At 57.6% G+C, this 16714-nt stretch carries 16 protein-coding genes and 1 pseudogene; 7 read left to right on the forward strand and 10 right to left on the reverse strand.

Annotated features, from left to right (window positions below; genetic code table 11):
* Nucleotides 1-77: 77 nt before the first annotated feature.
* From B7X90_RS13430 to B7X90_RS13450, 5 genes are all read right to left on the reverse strand, one after another.
* The gene (locus B7X90_RS13430; protein ID WP_292625226.1) at nucleotides 78-824 is read right to left on the reverse strand and encodes a TonB-dependent receptor plug domain-containing protein; all 747 of its coding nucleotides are present in this window, start codon (nucleotides 822-824) and stop codon (nucleotides 78-80) included.
* An 86-nt stretch (nucleotides 825-910) separates the two neighbouring features.
* Nucleotides 911-2314 (reverse strand): alkaline phosphatase family protein, encoded by a 1404-nt coding sequence (locus tag B7X90_RS13435; protein ID WP_292625227.1) that lies wholly within the window; start codon nucleotides 2312-2314, stop codon nucleotides 911-913.
* Nucleotides 2315-2512: 198 nt separating this feature from the next.
* Nucleotides 2513-5590 (reverse strand): TonB-dependent receptor, encoded by a 3078-nt coding sequence (locus B7X90_RS13440; protein WP_292625229.1) that lies wholly within the window; start codon nucleotides 5588-5590, stop codon nucleotides 2513-2515.
* Between the two features lie 27 nt (nucleotides 5591-5617).
* A complete protein-coding gene (locus B7X90_RS13445; RefSeq protein WP_292625231.1) occupies nucleotides 5618-6319 on the reverse strand; it encodes a FecR domain-containing protein in 702 nt (233 codons plus the stop codon).
* Nucleotides 6320-6601: 282 nt separating this feature from the next.
* Nucleotides 6602-7147, reverse strand: coding sequence for a sigma-70 family RNA polymerase sigma factor (locus tag B7X90_RS13450; RefSeq protein WP_292625232.1), 546 nt, complete (start codon nucleotides 7145-7147; stop codon nucleotides 6602-6604).
* Between the two features lie 332 nt (nucleotides 7148-7479).
* Between B7X90_RS13450 and B7X90_RS13455 the strand changes: the two are divergent.
* A pseudogene (locus B7X90_RS13455) lies at nucleotides 7480-8597 on the forward strand (IS5 family transposase); the annotation flags it as partial.
* A 143-nt stretch (nucleotides 8598-8740) separates the two neighbouring features.
* On the opposite strand, the gene B7X90_RS13460 reads toward B7X90_RS13455, so the two are convergent.
* The gene (locus B7X90_RS13460; protein ID WP_292625234.1) at nucleotides 8741-9640 is read right to left on the reverse strand and encodes a LysR family transcriptional regulator; all 900 of its coding nucleotides are present in this window, start codon (nucleotides 9638-9640) and stop codon (nucleotides 8741-8743) included.
* An 89-nt stretch (nucleotides 9641-9729) separates the two neighbouring features.
* Between B7X90_RS13460 and uraH the strand changes: the two genes are divergently transcribed.
* From uraH to B7X90_RS13475, 3 genes are read left to right on the forward strand one after another with little or no spacing between them, the layout of a single operon-like run.
* Nucleotides 9730-10128, forward strand: a complete 399-nt coding sequence (gene uraH / locus B7X90_RS13465; protein ID WP_292625236.1) for a hydroxyisourate hydrolase — start codon at nucleotides 9730-9732, stop codon at nucleotides 10126-10128.
* Nucleotides 10129-10130: 2 nt separating this feature from the next.
* Nucleotides 10131-10607, forward strand: coding sequence for a heme-binding protein (locus B7X90_RS13470; protein WP_292625237.1), 477 nt, complete (start codon nucleotides 10131-10133; stop codon nucleotides 10605-10607).
* Between the two features lie 28 nt (nucleotides 10608-10635).
* Nucleotides 10636-11577, forward strand: a complete 942-nt coding sequence (locus B7X90_RS13475; protein WP_292625239.1) for a DMT family transporter — start codon at nucleotides 10636-10638, stop codon at nucleotides 11575-11577.
* Here the strand turns inward: B7X90_RS13475 and B7X90_RS13480 are convergent.
* Nucleotides 11522-12037, reverse strand: coding sequence for a GNAT family N-acetyltransferase (locus B7X90_RS13480; protein ID WP_292625241.1), 516 nt, complete (start codon nucleotides 12035-12037; stop codon nucleotides 11522-11524). The two genes, B7X90_RS13475 and B7X90_RS13480, sit on opposite strands and share 56 nt — an antisense overlap.
* A gap of 245 nt (nucleotides 12038-12282) precedes the next feature.
* Between B7X90_RS13480 and B7X90_RS13485 the strand changes: the two genes are divergently transcribed.
* The 3 genes from B7X90_RS13485 to B7X90_RS13495 all read left to right on the forward strand — a co-directional run bounded on the left by B7X90_RS13485 (nucleotide 12283) and on the right by B7X90_RS13495 (nucleotide 14197).
* On the forward strand, nucleotides 12283-13170 hold the full coding sequence (locus B7X90_RS13485) for an SMP-30/gluconolactonase/LRE family protein (RefSeq protein ID WP_292625242.1): 888 nt from the start codon (nucleotides 12283-12285) through the stop codon (nucleotides 13168-13170).
* A gap of 291 nt (nucleotides 13171-13461) precedes the next feature.
* Nucleotides 13462-13884, forward strand: a complete 423-nt coding sequence (rnk, locus tag B7X90_RS13490) for a nucleoside diphosphate kinase regulator (RefSeq protein WP_292625244.1) — start codon at nucleotides 13462-13464, stop codon at nucleotides 13882-13884.
* The gene (locus tag B7X90_RS13495; protein WP_292625246.1) at nucleotides 13874-14197 is read left to right on the forward strand and encodes an Lrp/AsnC ligand binding domain-containing protein; all 324 of its coding nucleotides are present in this window, start codon (nucleotides 13874-13876) and stop codon (nucleotides 14195-14197) included. The genes rnk and B7X90_RS13495 overlap by 11 nt, the downstream gene beginning before the upstream one ends.
* Before the next feature lie 102 nt (nucleotides 14198-14299).
* On the opposite strand, the gene B7X90_RS13500 is transcribed toward B7X90_RS13495, so the two are convergent.
* The 3 genes from B7X90_RS13500 to B7X90_RS13510 all read right to left on the reverse strand — a co-directional run.
* Complete coding sequence (locus tag B7X90_RS13500) at nucleotides 14300-15343, reverse strand: ionic transporter y4hA (RefSeq protein WP_292625248.1); 1044 nt, start codon at nucleotides 15341-15343, stop codon at nucleotides 14300-14302.
* 96 nt (nucleotides 15344-15439) lie between these two features.
* The gene (locus B7X90_RS13505) at nucleotides 15440-15754 is read right to left on the reverse strand and encodes a hypothetical protein (protein ID WP_292625250.1); all 315 of its coding nucleotides are present in this window, start codon (nucleotides 15752-15754) and stop codon (nucleotides 15440-15442) included.
* 713 nt (nucleotides 15755-16467) lie between these two features.
* On the reverse strand, nucleotides 16468-16714 hold a 247-nt coding region (locus B7X90_RS13510), incomplete at its 5' end, for a hypothetical protein (RefSeq protein ID WP_292625252.1).

A 16714-nucleotide genomic window follows, 5' to 3' on the forward strand; every position in this document is an offset into this window, starting at 1 on the left:
TGGTTCATCGTAAAATCTCAAAGTCCTGCACCAATCACGCCAAACTCTGAATCCGATTTTACCCGGTCAGGGAAGTCCTATTTTTCGAGGTGCCCTATATGCCGGTCGGCATAAGCGCGGTCATAGCCGGTCAGCCCCTTGCTGTTGACATAGGTTGCGCCGAAGCTGACGGCCCCCCGCTCGCCCGCGAATTTCGAACCGCCCACCAGCGACAGGGACGTAGTCGGTGCGTCGCCCCGTTGTGAAAGGCCCTGCGTGGCTTGCAGGCTTAGCCCCTTGATATCTTTTTTCGTGATGACATTGACCGCGCCGGTGACGGCGTCTGCTCCGTAGATCGCCGCCGCGCCGCCGGTGATCACCTCGATCCGCTCGATCATGCCTGCCGGGATCATGTTAAGGTCGACCGCCGAGGATCGCGCTGAACCGGACACGCGTCGCTGGCCGTCGACCAGGGTGAGCGTGCGGTTCGTGCCCATGTTGCGCAGGTTGATCGACGCTGATCCGCCGTCGAACCCCTGCGAACCGGCGTTCCCGCGTCCGACGCCCGGTGAAATGGACGGCTCGCGGATCAGCGCATCCCATGCTGTGACAAGGCCCAGCCGATTGGCTTCCTGCATATTTACGACGCTGACGGGCATTGGCGATTCAAGCTCGGGCCGCGCGATGCGCGATCCGGTCACAACGATCGCGCCATCATTGGCGGCTGGCGCATCGGGCCGTTCCTGCGCGGAGGTCTGGGCCTGCGCGGGGGTCTGGGCCTGCGCCGCCGTGGCGAGCGCAAGGGCGGACGCAGTCAGCAGTCTGCGCGTGAACAAGGACGTCATATGGATCTCCTGTTGGCACACTCCCGGCAGGTGGATTTCTCCCCCCTCCCGCCCGGAGCGCCTTCTTGAAATGGACTATAAGTGGATCAGCCCTTGGATGCGGGCAGTGGGTCGGCTTTCAGATTGGTGAGAGCTGTACGTTTGCGCGTCCCCTTTTCCTGAACGGGAAGCGTCTGGTCAGCAGCCGGAATCGGTGGCGACGGAAGGGTCGCCGCGGCGTAGCGAGCATGATGCAGCAGGCCGCCCGTGCTGGGCAGGACCGGCGGTTTGGCGGGTGGGTGATGGAAGCGGAAAGCGGAACTCAGGTCACCGAAGGTCTGGCGGCGCCAATCCGAAATATTCGGCTCCCTGACACCAGTAAAACGCTCCAGAAACTGAAGCACAGACGTATGGTCGAATGGCTGGCTGCACACCCAGCCGCCTGCCGTCCATGGGGAGATAATGATGCACGGCACCCGGAAGCCTGCGCCGATGGGCAGGCCATCGATAAACTCACCCGGCGTGCCTCGCGGCGGCACCGGCGGCGGCACATGATCGAACAGGCCGTCATTCTCATCATAGTTGAGGATGAAGGCCGTCTTGGCCCACACATCGGGATTGGCGGCGATCGCATCCAGCTTGCTAGCGATGAACGCTGCCCCGCCCGCAGGACTGGAAACATGTGGATGTTCAGACCCCTCATTGGTCGGGTGCAACCATGTCACCGCCGGCAGACGATCGTGCAGGGCATCATATTCGAACTGCCCGTCGACGGCGGACGGCATGCCCTTGACCCGCAGCGGCGATCCGGGCGGAGCATCCATGAACTGGCGGAACAGGCGCAAGACATTGTAACCGGTCCCGCTGTCCGAATGTTGATAGACTTTCCAACTTATACCCGCTTGCTCCAGCCGTTCGGGATAAGTCGTCCACGTCAGCCCTTCCGTCGGCGTCTTCTGACTGTTCTGGGGAGGGCCGTAGCGGCCATCACCATCGACCATGCCGGTCAACCAGTGAAAGCGGTTCGGGCGAGTCGGCCCCATGACCGAGCTGTGGTAGGAATCACAGATGGTGAAGGCTTCGGCCAGCGCCCGGTGGAAGGGAACATCCTCCCGCTTGAAATAGCCCATCGTATAGGGACCATGGGCGCCGTCCGCCGCGCGATGCGCAGGCAGCCACTGGTCCATCCGCCCGCCATTCCACGCCTGATGCTGCACCGCCCATGCGTGGCTGGTGGACGGTAGTCGCTGCGCGTTTGTGGAAAATGTGTCGAGGTGGAAGGGAAGCGTATAGCCCCGGGGATTTTCCGCGTCAGGCTGATGGAACACATTTCTGCCGTTGGAAAAAGTGAGGGCATGGGGATCGTCGAACCCCCGCACTCCGGCCATCGTGCCGAAATAGTGATCGAACGATCGATTTTCCTGCATCAGCATTACGACATGCTTGATGTCGCGCAGCGATCCGGCGCGCCGCGGCCCCTGCGCCAGCAGCCTTTGCACATTGGGAGGCATAAGGGCCGCCGCGGCCGTGAACGCCGTGGCTTGAGCGCCGTCCCGCAACAGCCGGCGGCGAGTGAAGGAAGATTGCATCGGAGGAAGCCCTAAATCGAGTTACAGCCTCAAGACGCAGACTCTGCAATTTTCCTTCACATATTTTTATATTAAATATTGGAGTATCTTTTGTTTCATTTTTATTTCAAAAAATAGAAGTTATATTTTTACTCCTACTTTCATGAAAATATATCTCCCGATGTTATCATATGTCGATCCATCTTTTGATATTTGAAACATATTTGGGGGATATCTATTTGATATGTTATTAACACCGATAGATATATCGAAATTTTTATCAATTCTGTAATTGATGGAAGCGTCGTTATATATACAAGCTGGAAATGCATTTCTGTCATATACCTCGTCTGAGGCTGCGTTTACGTCGAATCGTCCAGCACTGATAATGCGTGTGTCGAGCGACACGCGGAGGTTTCCGACGGAATAATATGTCATCAAGGTTCCGCGGAAACGGGGGTTTTGCCAGTCGCCATCATATCGTACGTCGCCCGCCACCATTCCGGGCATGGTTTTGACCCTCTGCCGAATCAGATAGGTTCCATTGAAATCGAAACGAAACGTCCCGCGACCGAGCGGCAGCGCATAGCGGGCGCCAATATCCACGCCACGCGCCGAAAGTTGAGACACGTTAATCTGAGTAGTCCGGATCGCCGTAACGCCTCCGGTCATGGGATCGCGATTGACGGCCCGGCAGTGGATATTATCGATCGTCGGCAGATCGACGCACAGGTTCAGGACGGTCGTTTCGCCATATTGGGTGATCACATCGCGGATATTGATGTCCCAATAGTCGATCGTCGCCTCAAACCCGCGCAGGGCGTTTGGTCGCAGCACCAGCCCCAAGGTCAGGCTCTGGGAAGTTTCGGGCTTCAGGTTGGGATTGCCGCTGGTCGAAATAAGTGGCCCCACCTTAACGTCACCCAGCGGGGTGACGACCCCGAGGGAGCGGCAATTGGCGGAGCGGGTGGCGCTTTGATAATAATCCCCCGCCTCGCACGGGTCGGTGATCGATCCTGCCTGACGGGTGATCGTAGGTTCATACAGTTCGCCGAAATTGGGCGCACGCATACTGCGCGACCGGACGCCGCGAAACATCAGCCCGGAAACAGGCGACCAGGTGCCGCCGAGTTTCCAGGTGTGGGTTTCACCCACCGTGCTGTAGCTGGAATACCGATAGGCGCCTTCTAACGTCAGGCTGCCCGCGAACGGAAGATCGGCGAATACAGGCACGACTAGTTCGCCATAAAGTTCGTCAACGACGAACGCTACGTCCAGATCGGGATGCACCGTATAACCGGACCCACCATAGGTTAATTCAGTCCGGGCAAGCGGATCATCCATTGTGCGCAGCGTTTCCCGGCGATGCTCGGCACCGATCGCCAGCGACGCCTCGCCATGTAGCGGCGAAAGAAATTTACCCACGATGCTGGCGCCGATGATATGCTGAGTATTGACCCGCCGTTCTTTACGCGTGGCCAGCACATAGGCCTTCAACGCTTCGCTTGGTGGTATTAGGCTGAATATGTCGAGGGGTAGGCAACCATCCGCCCGCGCGACCGGGTTCCGGCATATGGGTCGGCCGGTCACCGGATCCGCGATGACATCGCGGGCCGCCACCCAATGCGACGAATAGGGAATATTCCGGGTGCTGACATCGTCTGTAGCGCGGCCATATTGATGGTGGGCTTGCCATTTGAGGGCGCCAGTCAGCAGACCTCCAAGCGACTGGCCAACGGTGAAATTCTCCCGGTCATGTTGTTCGCGCATGACCGGGAAGTTACCGTAGCTTCGCGAGATATTGAGCCGGGTCAGGCCATTGTCCAGCATGAACTGCCTGACCGCCGAAGGCAGGAACGGATTGTCCAGATGCGCCACCGCGCCACCTGCACCGTTGAACCATATCGGTCGACTATCGTCGCGTGGGATCGGAAAACTTGCGGTGCCCGCATAGCGGGTGCGGCCATATTCGACATGTGCGCTATAGTTGAATGAGGAGGACGGCGCATAATCAACGCGGCCGATCAGGGCAAGGGATTCAAGCCCGCCGCGCAACTGATCGCGGTCACGCAGATTCCTCCCATCGCCGCCATTGCCATAGCTGAATTCTCCCGGATACAGGGTTTGGTCATATCTCGCAACTTGGGGCACGCCGTTCTGGATCAGATAGGATTGCCCGTTAGCGTAGAAGCTGGGATCATAGGCATAATAGATCTGCCTGAAATCGGGAACAGTGACCCGGTCCGGAATGTCATCGTCAGCACCCGTATTCCGAGGATTGAAAACGCTGTTGACATAGGCTTCGTAGCGGTCCGTGAAAACGAGCGGCGCGGTCATCGTATGAGTACCGCCGATTGCAAACGACCCTTGCCCATCGGCGAAACGCCGTCCGGTCGATGCCGACACCGCATATTGCCGGGCGTCTCCTTGCTGCGAGAGACCATTCGTCATCGACAGGTTCAGCCCTTCGATCGCGCGCCTGGTGATGATGTTGACCGCGCCGGTCACGGCATCCGCGCCATAGATGGCCGTAGCGCCGCCGGTAATTATCTCGATCCGGTCGATCATGGCCGCGGGAATCATGTTGAGGTCGACCGCGGAGCTTCGCGCCGAACCGGAAACGCGGCGCATACCGTCGATCAGGGTCAGTGTACGGTTCGTGCCCAAGTTGCGAAGCGAGACGGACGAAACGCCCGCATCCCAAGTCTGGCCAAAGGCGTTGGCAAGGCCGATCCCCGGCGCGACCGGTGGGCTGCGCATCAGTGCATCATAGGCACTGACCCTCCCGAACCGCCCCGCATCCTCCATAGCGACGACGCTGACCGGCATCGCGGATCGAAGCTCCAGCCGGGCAATGCGCGTGCCAGTCACGACGATCGTTTCATTATCTACCGCGCCCGGTGCCGGCGTCACAGCGTCGAGGATTGCGACTCTGCCGTCAAAAGCACGCACGAACAATCCCGTCCCCGATAAAAGGCGGCGCAGCGCGGTTCGAATGTCGAGATTGCCGCGGATCGCATTGGTCGAACGCCCTTGCGCCGCACTGCCGGTCATGATGATCTGGATGCCCGCCTGTCGCGCGAAGAGGCGTACCGCATCTGACACAGGTATTGCCGGCACGTCGAAGGCGTGGGTCTGTGCTTGAGCGGTTGCAGGGGCGCAGAAGACCAGCGCGACCGCAGCCAGCGCTCCGCCTACCCGATAGAAGGTTCGAGCCATCGTGTGAAACGATGTAGGGGTCTGTGACTACTTTTCTATGACAATGCGATCCTTGCCATGCGTCAGACGTGCCTGTGCAACCACTGATACCGCCCGTGCAAACCGCTCCGGGTCATCCGCATCGAACAAGCCGATGATAGAGGTGCTGCCGATTGCCGGATCGGCAATGACAATTTGGGTCCTGTTAACCCGATTAAAGCGTGCGGTAGCGACCGCGATCGGGACATTGTCGAACGAGAATTGACGGATGCTGGGCGCCGGCGAACGGGTTGGCTCAGCCTGCCCCGCCTGACCCGCCAGAGTGGGTAGCTTAGCCGGGTCCAACGCCAGCGCCTCGCCAGCGTGCAGCACCACCGCCTGCGTGCGTCTGCCACGTGCCCACACGAGCACGCTGCCTTCGCTCACACGCACCTCGCCGCCTGTCGCGGAGAGCCGGTGCACGGTATAGATCGTGCCTGTCGCCTGCGCATAGACATCGCCCGACTGGACGATGAAGGGACGCCCATGGTCCTTCGCGACGTGAAAAGTCGCGTAGCCACTCTCCAACGTGATCCTGCGGCTATCCTTCTCCATTGCGGACGATATCCTGCCGCCCTCGCCCAGCAAGACGTTCGATCCGTCCGCAAGCGCAACCATCTTGGCTCCATCCATGTCGACGCCGGGCCGTATCGGATTACCAAAATATAGCAGGCCCGCCACGCAGGCCGCAATTGCCGCGCTACCGGCCACAAACCGAAGCCAATGTGATGATCGCCGCACCTCTTGAGTCGGCGCTAGCGCATTATCATTACCTGCAACCGGCGTCATGCCGCTCAGGATTACGGCAGATTCCATCGCCTGTAGAGTGGCGCAAGCGTGCAAGTAAGCGCCTTGGTGACGCCGGTCCGCGCTGAGCCATGCCTCACGCTCTTCCCGTTGCAGCGCAGTCATCTCTTCATTGGCCGAACGCGCGGCCCACAAAGCTGCCTGCTGCTGAATAGTGTCAATGGAATCGCTATTTGCCAATTGTCGTTACCTTACATTCTCTCCGCGCCTGTTTTGATCGGCTACCGCGTCCATCAGACGCCTTATGCCTCGCGCAATGTGATTTTCTACAACACTTTCGGTAACCCCCAGATGCCGCGCCGTTTCCTTTTGCGACAAGCCATGGATACGCCGTAACGCGATAATATTCCTACAAATCGGCGATAGTTCCGACAGCATAGTGTTCACTCTTGCCAATTCCTGAATCGCTTCGACTCTTCTGTCCGCTAGTGGTGCATCATCTTCGACGTCGAAACAGTCGATTTCCGTCATTGATTTCGTATTGGCGATCCGCGCGCGTCGCATACTGTCCATCACGACCGCACGAGCAGACGTAAAAAAGTAAGCGCGTCCGTTGTGGATATGCTCGACGGACTTGAGCGCCGCTATCCGGCAATAGACTTCCTGGATCACATCATCGACGTCGATGGACACCCCCCAGCGACGCACGGCCCAGCGCCGCACAGTCGGCTCATGCGGCAAGACTTCGCGAGCCACCCAGGCAGTTATGATTTCGCGCGTGTCGTGCATCATGAGGAATGATTTGCGCCTCCATCGCCGAGTCATGTCGTGGATCTATGCCTTTGGCTGTAGTGGCAGCATTGTGTAATTTACGTGACACTTGGAGGCAATTTAGCCGTATTTTCATAGCAGCGCCTCCGAACCGTGCGGGCCCACAGCGTCGCGGACGGTATAGCCAAAACCACGCTTGCAATTCTCTCATTGTTCGCTTGATCATCTTGTCGGTCTCCCGTTGCGAGTTCTAAGAGGGCGCGGAAAACGGCTTCCGTTTTTGAGCGATCAATGATTCAATTCTGCCAGTGTGATTGCTGCTTGAGGTCGCGATGCGGGGTTAAGATGAACGGTTGGAAGGGCTTTTTTCGTACGTGAGTTGCGAGGCTCGGGTGCCAGACGGGCTCCGCTACGGCCGATCCGGGTGATCGTGGACGAGGCACTTGAGGTACTGTTTCCGGAATTTGCAAAGTTGTATTCGCAGATCGGCCGCCCTTCGATCCCGCCAGAGAAGCTGTTACAGGCTTTGCTGGTTCAGGCGTTCTAATCGGTGCGTTCCGGGCGGCAGTTGATGGAGCAGCTGGACTACAACCTGATGTTCCGCTGGTTTGCAGGCCTTTCGATGGATGCGCCGATCTGGGATGTGACGGTGTTCACCAAGAACCGTGACCGTTTGCTTGAGGGCGATATGGCCGCCAAGTTCATGGCGGCGGCCCTGGGGCAATCTCGGGTCAAGGCGCTGCTGTCCCAGGATCACTTCTCGGTAGACGGCACACTGATCGAAGCCTGGGCTAGTATGAAGAGCTTCAAGCCGAGGGCTGACGTCCCAGACGATGGCCCAGATGGTGGCTCTGGTGATGGCGCGGGGCCGGCATCTGTCTTGGCTTCTGGCAAAACGTCAAAGCCCAAGGGTCGGAATTCCAAACGCGATTCCCATGGCGAGAAGCGCAGCAACGATACCCATGCTTCAAGCACCGACCCTGATGCCAGGCTGTTCAAGAAGGCTCGGGGTCAAGCGGCCAAGCTGTGCCACATCGGGCATATGCTGATGGAAAACCGCCATGGATTAATCATCGATACGATGCTCACCCATGCCACCGGCACTGCCGAGCATGAGGCGGCACTCGTCATGCTGGAGCGCATGGATGGGCGCCACCGGATCACACTGGCAGCAGACAAGACTTACGACGTGGCAGACTTCATCGCCAAGCTGCGAGCACTGGGTGTCACACCTCATGTGGCACAGAACACCACCAATCGCCGATCAGCCATCGACGGACGAACAACCCGGCATCCGGGTTACGCGGTCAGCCAGTGCATTCGCAAACGCATCGAAGAAGGCTTTGGCTGGATGAAAACCTACGGCGGCATGCGCAAAACCCGTCACGTGGGCAATCCGCGGGTAGCTTGGGCCTTCACGCTTACCGCGGCCGCCTGCAACCTGGTTCGGCTCCCCAAGCTCTTGGCGGCGGCGTTATCTTACCCGGAATCCGTCCAGAAATGCCTCAATCCGCCAAAAATGACACGAAACGAAGCCAAATCATCTCCCAAACGCTCAACATCCCGGAAATCAGCCACGAAGGCGGACTGTAGACAGCCTATTTCCGCAGCCTGTTAAGCCTTGGCCTGCAGATTCCGGTTTTCCACGCGATCAACTGAGATTGGCTTGATCAGGGCTGAAACCAGTTCGTTCGTCGCTGTGTCTTGATCCCACGCATAGACTGACAGTGCCATCGGAGGAATCGGCTCGAACTGCCGACAGATTTGAACTTTGGCAGCATCGATCGTGGCGAGCGGAAGAACCGAAACGCCAAGTCCAGCTTCCACGGCCCGCAGAACACTCATCAGACTGTTGCCAGTGAAAGCCAGATACCAGCGTGACTTTGCGACCTCTATCATTTCAATCATCTGATCACGATACAGCCCGCCAGGCGGGAAGGTCACCATCGGTATCGGATCTGTCCACGGCTGTGTCCGGCCGGCAGCTTCGACCCATGCAAGGGGTTCGCGAAAACTGGCCCGTGCGTCAGATTGGGCCTGAGGTTCCTTGACCAGCGCTATGTCCAGCTCTCCTTCCCGGAACCGGTGGGCGAGATCACGGCTAAGCCCAGTCGTCACGTCCAGCCGGATTTCAGGATGGCTTGTCGTGAACTGGGCAAAGGCATGGCAGATCGCGGACGTCATAAGATCGTCGGGCAATCCGACCCTCAGAGATCTGCTACCGGACGGGTCAGTGAGCAACGCTGCGGCCTCGTTCTGCAGGGCAAGGATGCGTCTTGCATAGCCAATCAGACGTTCGCCGGCAGGCGTAAGCGTGACCGGCCGGGCGCTTCGGTCAAACAGGGAGAAACGGACTGCATTCTCCAATCGGCTGATCTGCTGGCTCAGTGTGGACTGGGTCGAATTGAGGCGGTGGGCGGCAGCCGTGAAACTGCCGGCATCGACGATCTCGACAAATGCTTGGAGAAGTCTCGGATCAAACATGAGACTATCGTAAACGTGAATGTATTTCATTCAATCATTTCATTCGGATATGAAATGCGAGCGGGCTAGAAAGCCGATCTTACCCACACCGGCCCATTCCGACATTCAGGATCAATCCAATGAAGATGCTAAGTTCGCTTTTCCTAATTTCGTCAGGCCTTGTCGCGGTCCCCGTAACGGCTGCAGAAATATCCACGCACGTGCTCGACCTTGCGAACGGAGTAGGCGGAGCGGACGTACCGGTAACGCTTTCGCAGCGCGATGCCGCAGGAAAATGGATCGTTGTGGGAGCAGCGCGTACCGATGCCAAGGGCCGAGTGCGCGGCTTTGGGCCGGGTGGCGACTTCGCGCCGGGAACCTACCGGTTGCACTTCGACATGGCAGCCTATCCCGATTCCAAGGCTAAGCCGTTCTTTCCAGAGATTACTGTGACGTTCAATGTGACTGACAGGAACGGTCACTATCATGTGCCCGTCGTTGTCAGCCCCTACGGTTATTCTTCCTACCGCGGAAATTGATCATGGTCAGTGCATTTTCCACTCTTTCAGCGTTCGCGCTCCTTGCCCTGTCGCCGGGGCCGACCGAGACGCAATCAGTATCACTGAACCTCGCCAATTTTCTGGCCCAAGCCGCTCTTGCTTCATGCAACGCCACGAACAGGGACGCGGCCGTGGCGATTGTCGATCGCGGCGGCAATCTGATCGCGCTCCAGCGAGCCGACCGTGTCGGGCCGCACAATACCCGTGCGGCCGAGCGCAAGGCATACACGGCACTTTCAACCAAGACCAGCACATCGGCACTTGCCGAGCGTGCGGCCAGAGACCCGGCATCGCGCAACCTCACTAACGTGCCCGAACTTCTGCTTCTGGGCGGAGGCTTGCCGATCGTCCACGACGGTGAGGTTATTGGCGGGATCGGGGTCGCAGGATCTGGTGGTGCGGAAAGCGACCAGCAATGCGCGAGCGCAGCGCTGAAAAACTCGCCCGTTCGGCCCTGAACCTGCCATGCCAATGGCTCGAGCCCGATTGATCGACTGGTTCTGGTCGCGCCCTTATTTGCTTCTGACATTCACAGCACTGTTTTGGGCAGGGAATTCAGTGGTCGCGCGCGCCGCACGCGACATGGTGCCGCCCGTGGCGCTGGCCTTTTGGCGCTGGGCGCTTGCCTTGTTATTACTTCTGCCTTTCGCCTGGCCGCACTTGCAGCGAGATTGGCGCGTCCTGCGAGTGAACTTGAGATGGGTGTTGACGCTCGGGACACTCGGCATCGGCACATTCAACACCCTGCTGTACTCCGGTCTTCAGAAGACCACGGCGGTCAATGGCCTGTTACTCCAGTCGCTGCAGCCAGCGTTGATCCTCGTGCTCGGCGCGCTGGCTTTCAAAGAGGTTGTTCTGATGCAGCAAGTCATCGGAATATGCCTGTCGATTGCGGGGGCCTTAGTGATCGTGCTTCACGGCGACCTGTCTTCGCTTATCGGGTTGAAATTCAATGCAGGCGATCTGGTGATCTGCGTGGCGGTGCTCGTCTGGTCGTTTTATTCAACACTGCTGCGCAAACGTCCGATCGTGCATCCACTCAGCTTTCTGGCAGCAACCTTCATGGTAGGAACTGCAGTAATCTTGCCATTTTATCTAGCCGAGACTGCCAATGGTCAGCTGATCGAAAATCGGTTCGAAAGCTGGCTGGCAATTGGATATGTCTGCTTGTTTCCCTCATTGATTGCCTATCTGTTCTTCAATCGTGGGGTTGAGTTGCTCGGGTCGGCGGCAGCCGCGCTCTATCTCAACGTTATGCCTGTCATCGGATCCGTCCTTGCCATTGCTATCCTCTCCGAGCCCTTCGGCTGGTTCCACCTTGCCGGCATGGTCCTGATCGGCGCTGGGATTGCCAGCGCAACCACAGTTCGCGTCACCCAATCCCGCGGCCCATCCAGTTCGCCCCGCGACCATAGCTTGCCAGTTTGATTTCGATTGCGGGTGTGGTGTCGAGCCCGGCAAAGCCCATCGCCTGCCAGAAGCTTGCAGCACCCTCTACGGCGACGAGCTCGGCCGAGGTCAGGCCATCGCTTATAGCCAAATCAAACGCACAACCGACTAGCCTTTGTCCGACTCCGTGACCTCTGCAGGCTGGCGCAACTGCCAGATCATGAATGTACAGAATTTCAGCTGGCTCGGTTTCAATGAGCGGTGTGCCGAGTTGCGGCGGTGAATTTCGCGGCCACCCGTGAGCCAGCAAATAGCCTGCCACCTGTCCGCCAACGCTTGCAACAAGACAGTAGGAACTTGGGAGGTCAATATGGCTGGCGAATGACACTTCGTCTTCCACCAGAAATGCAGGGTAGATCTGTGACTGCATGATCAGAGCTGCAGCAAGGTCGCTTCGCGCAAAACGACGGATCGACACTGAGGGCGTGCTCATTTGCATACTGTTTGACAGAACTCCGAAACCTTTGTGAATTAAGCAAGGCTATCCTGGGACATAGAGGAAGTCGCAGCTGCGCTATCCGATCGCGCCCTTCATATGATACGTCGCCCTTTGCAAGGCACCGCCAACTCCTGGCGCTGGAAGAAGCATACCATAAACCAGGAGGCTTCATGGGTAGCAGTATGTGCCTGTATTCTGTGCAACTTTTTCGAAATGGCCGAGATTGAATACAGAGAGGCATCACTATGACCGGCAGAAATGTCACCCGAGACGAAAGCGTACGATCCGCGACGCCCATCACCATCGCGACAGGGTTTGCATATCCAGAAAGTCCCCGATGGCATCGGGGGCAGTTGTGGCTTGCCGACCAGCACACGGGCTTAGTCCACGCTCTGGGGGCTGACGGCACTAGCGTGCTGAACATTGCGGTCCCCGGCGGACCTTCTGGCATGGGTTGGCTACCCGATGGGGACCTTTTGGTCGTATCGATGAATGAGCGCTGCGTTTACAGATGGCGATCAGAAGTCAGGCTGGCGGTCCATGCTGAATTGGGCCATCTTCATCTGGGCCAAAGTAATGATATGGTCGTCAGTCATAATGGGCGAGCCTATGTTGGAAATGTAGGATTCGACTATTTCAAGGGTGATTTGCCCCAGCCCACTAACTTGGTGGCTATAGAAGTTGGCGGTGCGGCTCGAATCGTGGCTGATGATCTGCTTTGCCCTAACGGCATGGTTATCAGTCCCGATGGACGAACTCTGATTGTTGCAGAGACTTTTGGATTTCGCCTTACGGCGTTTGATATCGCGCCAGATGGCAGTCTTTCCAACCGCCGGGTATTTGCGGATCTGGCCGGTCGCTCACCCGATGGAATTTGCATGGACGCCGAAGGCTGCGTCTGGGCAGCAATCGCGCTCGACAGATGCGTGATCCGTGTCAGGGAAGGCGGAGAGATTGCTGACCGGGTCGTCACAATCGGCGCCAATCCCTATGCGTGCGTGCTCGGCGGTCGCGATCGGCGCGAATTACACATTTGCTGCGCGCCAGATCATAATTCCGAATTGACCACCTCGCTGCTGGCGGGCCGCGTTGACACATTAAGAGTCAGCGTTCCCGGTGCAGGCAATCCCTAAAAAGCCACCCTCAAGTTTGTGCGATGCATTGGTGTGCAGTTCGCCAATCGCCTTGAAAGCAGCACGCGTCGACTCATCGACAGTTGCATTTGACCTTTTTGCCGTCGTCAGGCAAAACTCTTTATATGCAGTCGCATACGCGCACTTTCCGCTACGCTGGTCTTGGAGGTCAGCTTCTCGTGGGCAATTAGCCCCGAGTACTGGCGCTGCGCGCGCCGGGCTCGGGGCAAGATGGAATAGCAAGTGCTGAACAAGCACTCCTGATTCGTCCGCTCATCGGAAAGAATTAACATGATTGCTGATGCACCCGCGTCACTGCGGCCCGCCATCATTTTGGCTGACAAAGAAGCCGATACCTTACTTGAACTTGCCATAGCGCTGAGTGACCGTTGTCCCGACCTTTGCCGTATGCTGGCAGACGAGGTGGATCGCGCAAAGATCGTGGCAAAAAGTGATCTGCCGTCAAACGTCACCACCATTGGCTCGATCGTCCGCTTTCACGATGAGGGCAGTGGCGCAGTTCGAACCGTTGAAATCGTCTACCCGAGTCAGGCGGACATCGCCCTGGACCGTGTTTCAGTCATGTCCCCGATTGGCGCAGGGTTGATCGGACTTAGCGAGGGGCAGTCAATCTCCTGGCCAGATTTGCAAGGGCGATACCGAAGGCTCTCCATTCAACGGGTCACAAATCCGAGCAAGTCCGATGAACGATGATCTCACCGATCAGCCGGACCAGTTGCAGCTTATGCTGCATCTGCAAATCGATAAGCGAAGGGCCCCTGGAAAAGTCGATCTTGCCAAATTAATCTGCGACTTTCCAGAAATCATTGAGGGCATGAGGCTCTCGGGCGACAGCGGATATTGGCTGCGCGTTTCCATCAATCAGCTCAGCCAGTATGAAGGTCTGCGCGATCGATTGATTGAAATACTGCCCGAGGTACGACGGATTACCGCTTCCGTGGTGTTGGATTGGCAAGTGCCTGCGAATGCTCAGGTATCCCTCCCTTGTTCAGGGCACGCAGGCTAGCCCTGAGACTGCGATACGTGGTTGTGCTTTTCAATCACCATGGACAGAAAATTTCCAACAACTCGGTACCTAAGACCGTCGGTTGTGAGACTCGATCGGATTTTAGGGCACGACTGCATAGAACAGAAATGCCACGAAAATGCTGAGGTGCACTATGCCTTGAAGTACGGTCGTTCGCCCGGTCCCAAGCGTAATTACTGACACGAGCAGCGTCAGCCCGAGCAAGATGCTCTCCTTTGGCCCCAATCCCAGCTGCAGCGGTTGGTCAAGCAGGATCGACACAGCTGCCACCGCAGGAACAGTTAACCCGATGCTTGCTAGCGCCGAGCCAAGCGCCAAGTTCATGCTCGTCTGCAATCGGTCCAGCTGGGCTGCGCGGTAAGCAGCGAGGCCTTCGGGCATAAGTACAAGCGCCGCGATAATGATACCGACCAATGCCTTGGGGGCGCCTACCTGCAGCACTAGCCCCTCCAAGGTCGGCGAAAGCGCTTTGGCGAGGCCGATCACCGCCGCCAGGGAAACGATAAGTAGCCCCAGGCTCACCAAAGTCGCACGATTTGATGGCGGGGGAACATGGGCTTCCTCGTTGCCAATCTCGGGTGGTAGGAAGTAGTCCCGATGACGGATCGTCTGCACGAAGACAAACGCTCCGTAGAGCACAAGTGACAAGATTGCCGAGAACACGAGTTGCGGGGCGTTAAGCGTTGATCCAGGCGAGCTCACCGTGACGTTGGGGACGATGAGGGTTAGTACAGTCAACGGAACTAAGACCGCCAATGCCGTCAGCGCGCCTTGGAACTGGAACCCTTGCACATAGTGACGAACGCCCCCTGCAAGCAGGCAAATACCGACGATACCACAGCATGTAATTACGACAGCTGCGAAAACCGTATCACGGGCAAGCCCTGCCTTGTCAGCGCCGCCTTCCAGCATGATCGAGACGATCAGCGCCACTTCTATAACCGTGACAGCGACCGCGAGCACCAGCGTACCGAACGGCTCACCGACCCGGTGCGCGACAACCTCGGCGTGATAGACGGCGGCGAACACTACACCGATCACGATCACGATCACGACCACAGCAGCAGCCGCCTCGCCGCTCAGCATACCAGCAAGAGTCGCCACAAGCGCGATGATACCGACCATTGGCCAAGCCCAGGACCACAAAGGGGCAAGTTCGTTCGATATTCCTGGCACGTGAGTCTCCTATTGACCGCGGATCGATGACCCGCGCTCAAGTTTTTAGGTAACGCTTGCATCCCATAGAAATATGCAAGCCAAAACGAGCGCCGCGACGATGATCGTGACAATGACGTAGTCCCTCGAACTCAATCCCAGCTTGTCCGCATGATCGGCGCGGAAGTGCTCAACTTTGTACGACAGCTTTTCATCTGTAATGAGAAAGCCCACCTCCACAATCAGGCCTTCTTTTAAAAAGCGGGTAATTTCGGCGATGTCATTGGCATCGACATCTGGATATCTTTGCAGCAATGAAGCAATGCGCACACGCTGGTTTTGGCCGTCGAGCCTGTGCTCGGCGGGTCTTGATATGTCCATTTTGCTTAATCCTCACGACTGAGGGGACCGCGTGTAACTCGGCGGTCGACACCTCAAAAAAACGGTTGCGAGGGGATCAGGCGTACGGCGGGCTCCGCGCCGCAAAGGGAGAGCTCGCCGGGTGGAAGGAGCCGGCGGGCGTTACCAACCAATAAGTGGAGCGTGATTGCGCGGCTTGCGCCGCACGTAGTGCAAATTCAACGGGGGCCTTGGGATTGGTTGCGATGGACCGATCAGAGTTAGGATCATCCCGAACCCGAAGCAGCGTTTCCTTATCCGAAGTAGCAAATTGCACTGAAGTGAGTGAGACCTCAACCGTCCACGGGCTGAATGCGGCACCACTGTAGCGTTGGGTTTGCTGAGCTGGCGGAGCGAGTGCGTGCATTAGAATGGACAGGAGCAGGAGCCAACCGGCCATTAGTTCAGTCCAAGCTTGATTTTCTCGCAATGGCTTAGAGCTCTTCATCACGCTAATGTAGCACGCAGGGGTGCGATTGGAACCCTTGACGGCAAGGCGGTGACCTTCTGCCTTTGACTGGTTAGGCTGCTCGTCTATCCGGCCGGCCTTTGCTTTGACGCCGCCATGTTGTCATGACGGCGTCAAAATTAGTTGAGTTGCAATTTCCCGGCAAAGCCAGATCGCGTGCTTTCAGTTCTAAATCCGATCCTCGTTCGCTGACTTTCAATGCAATACAGCGGACTGGTCAGGTTTTTCACCCGACGGGCGATGCTGGTTCAAAAACCTTGAGTTCACTTTGCAGATACGAGCGATCGTTCGCGGCCGCCTTTGCAAGATAAGCATCCTTGCTTGCCTCATACTTGGCTTCTTCGCGAGCGAGGGCCTTTTTGTTGGCACTACACCGTAAGCGCGAAATTCCGCGCACCTGTTCGGTTGAGTGACGCGGTGTGAAGGATGTGTCCACCAAGGAAGAGGTGGACACATGGAGATGGCACCGATGG

This window comes from Novosphingobium sp. 17-62-19 (genome assembly GCF_002256775.1).
In the GTDB taxonomy this organism is placed as follows: domain Bacteria; phylum Pseudomonadota; class Alphaproteobacteria; order Sphingomonadales; family Sphingomonadaceae; genus Novosphingobium.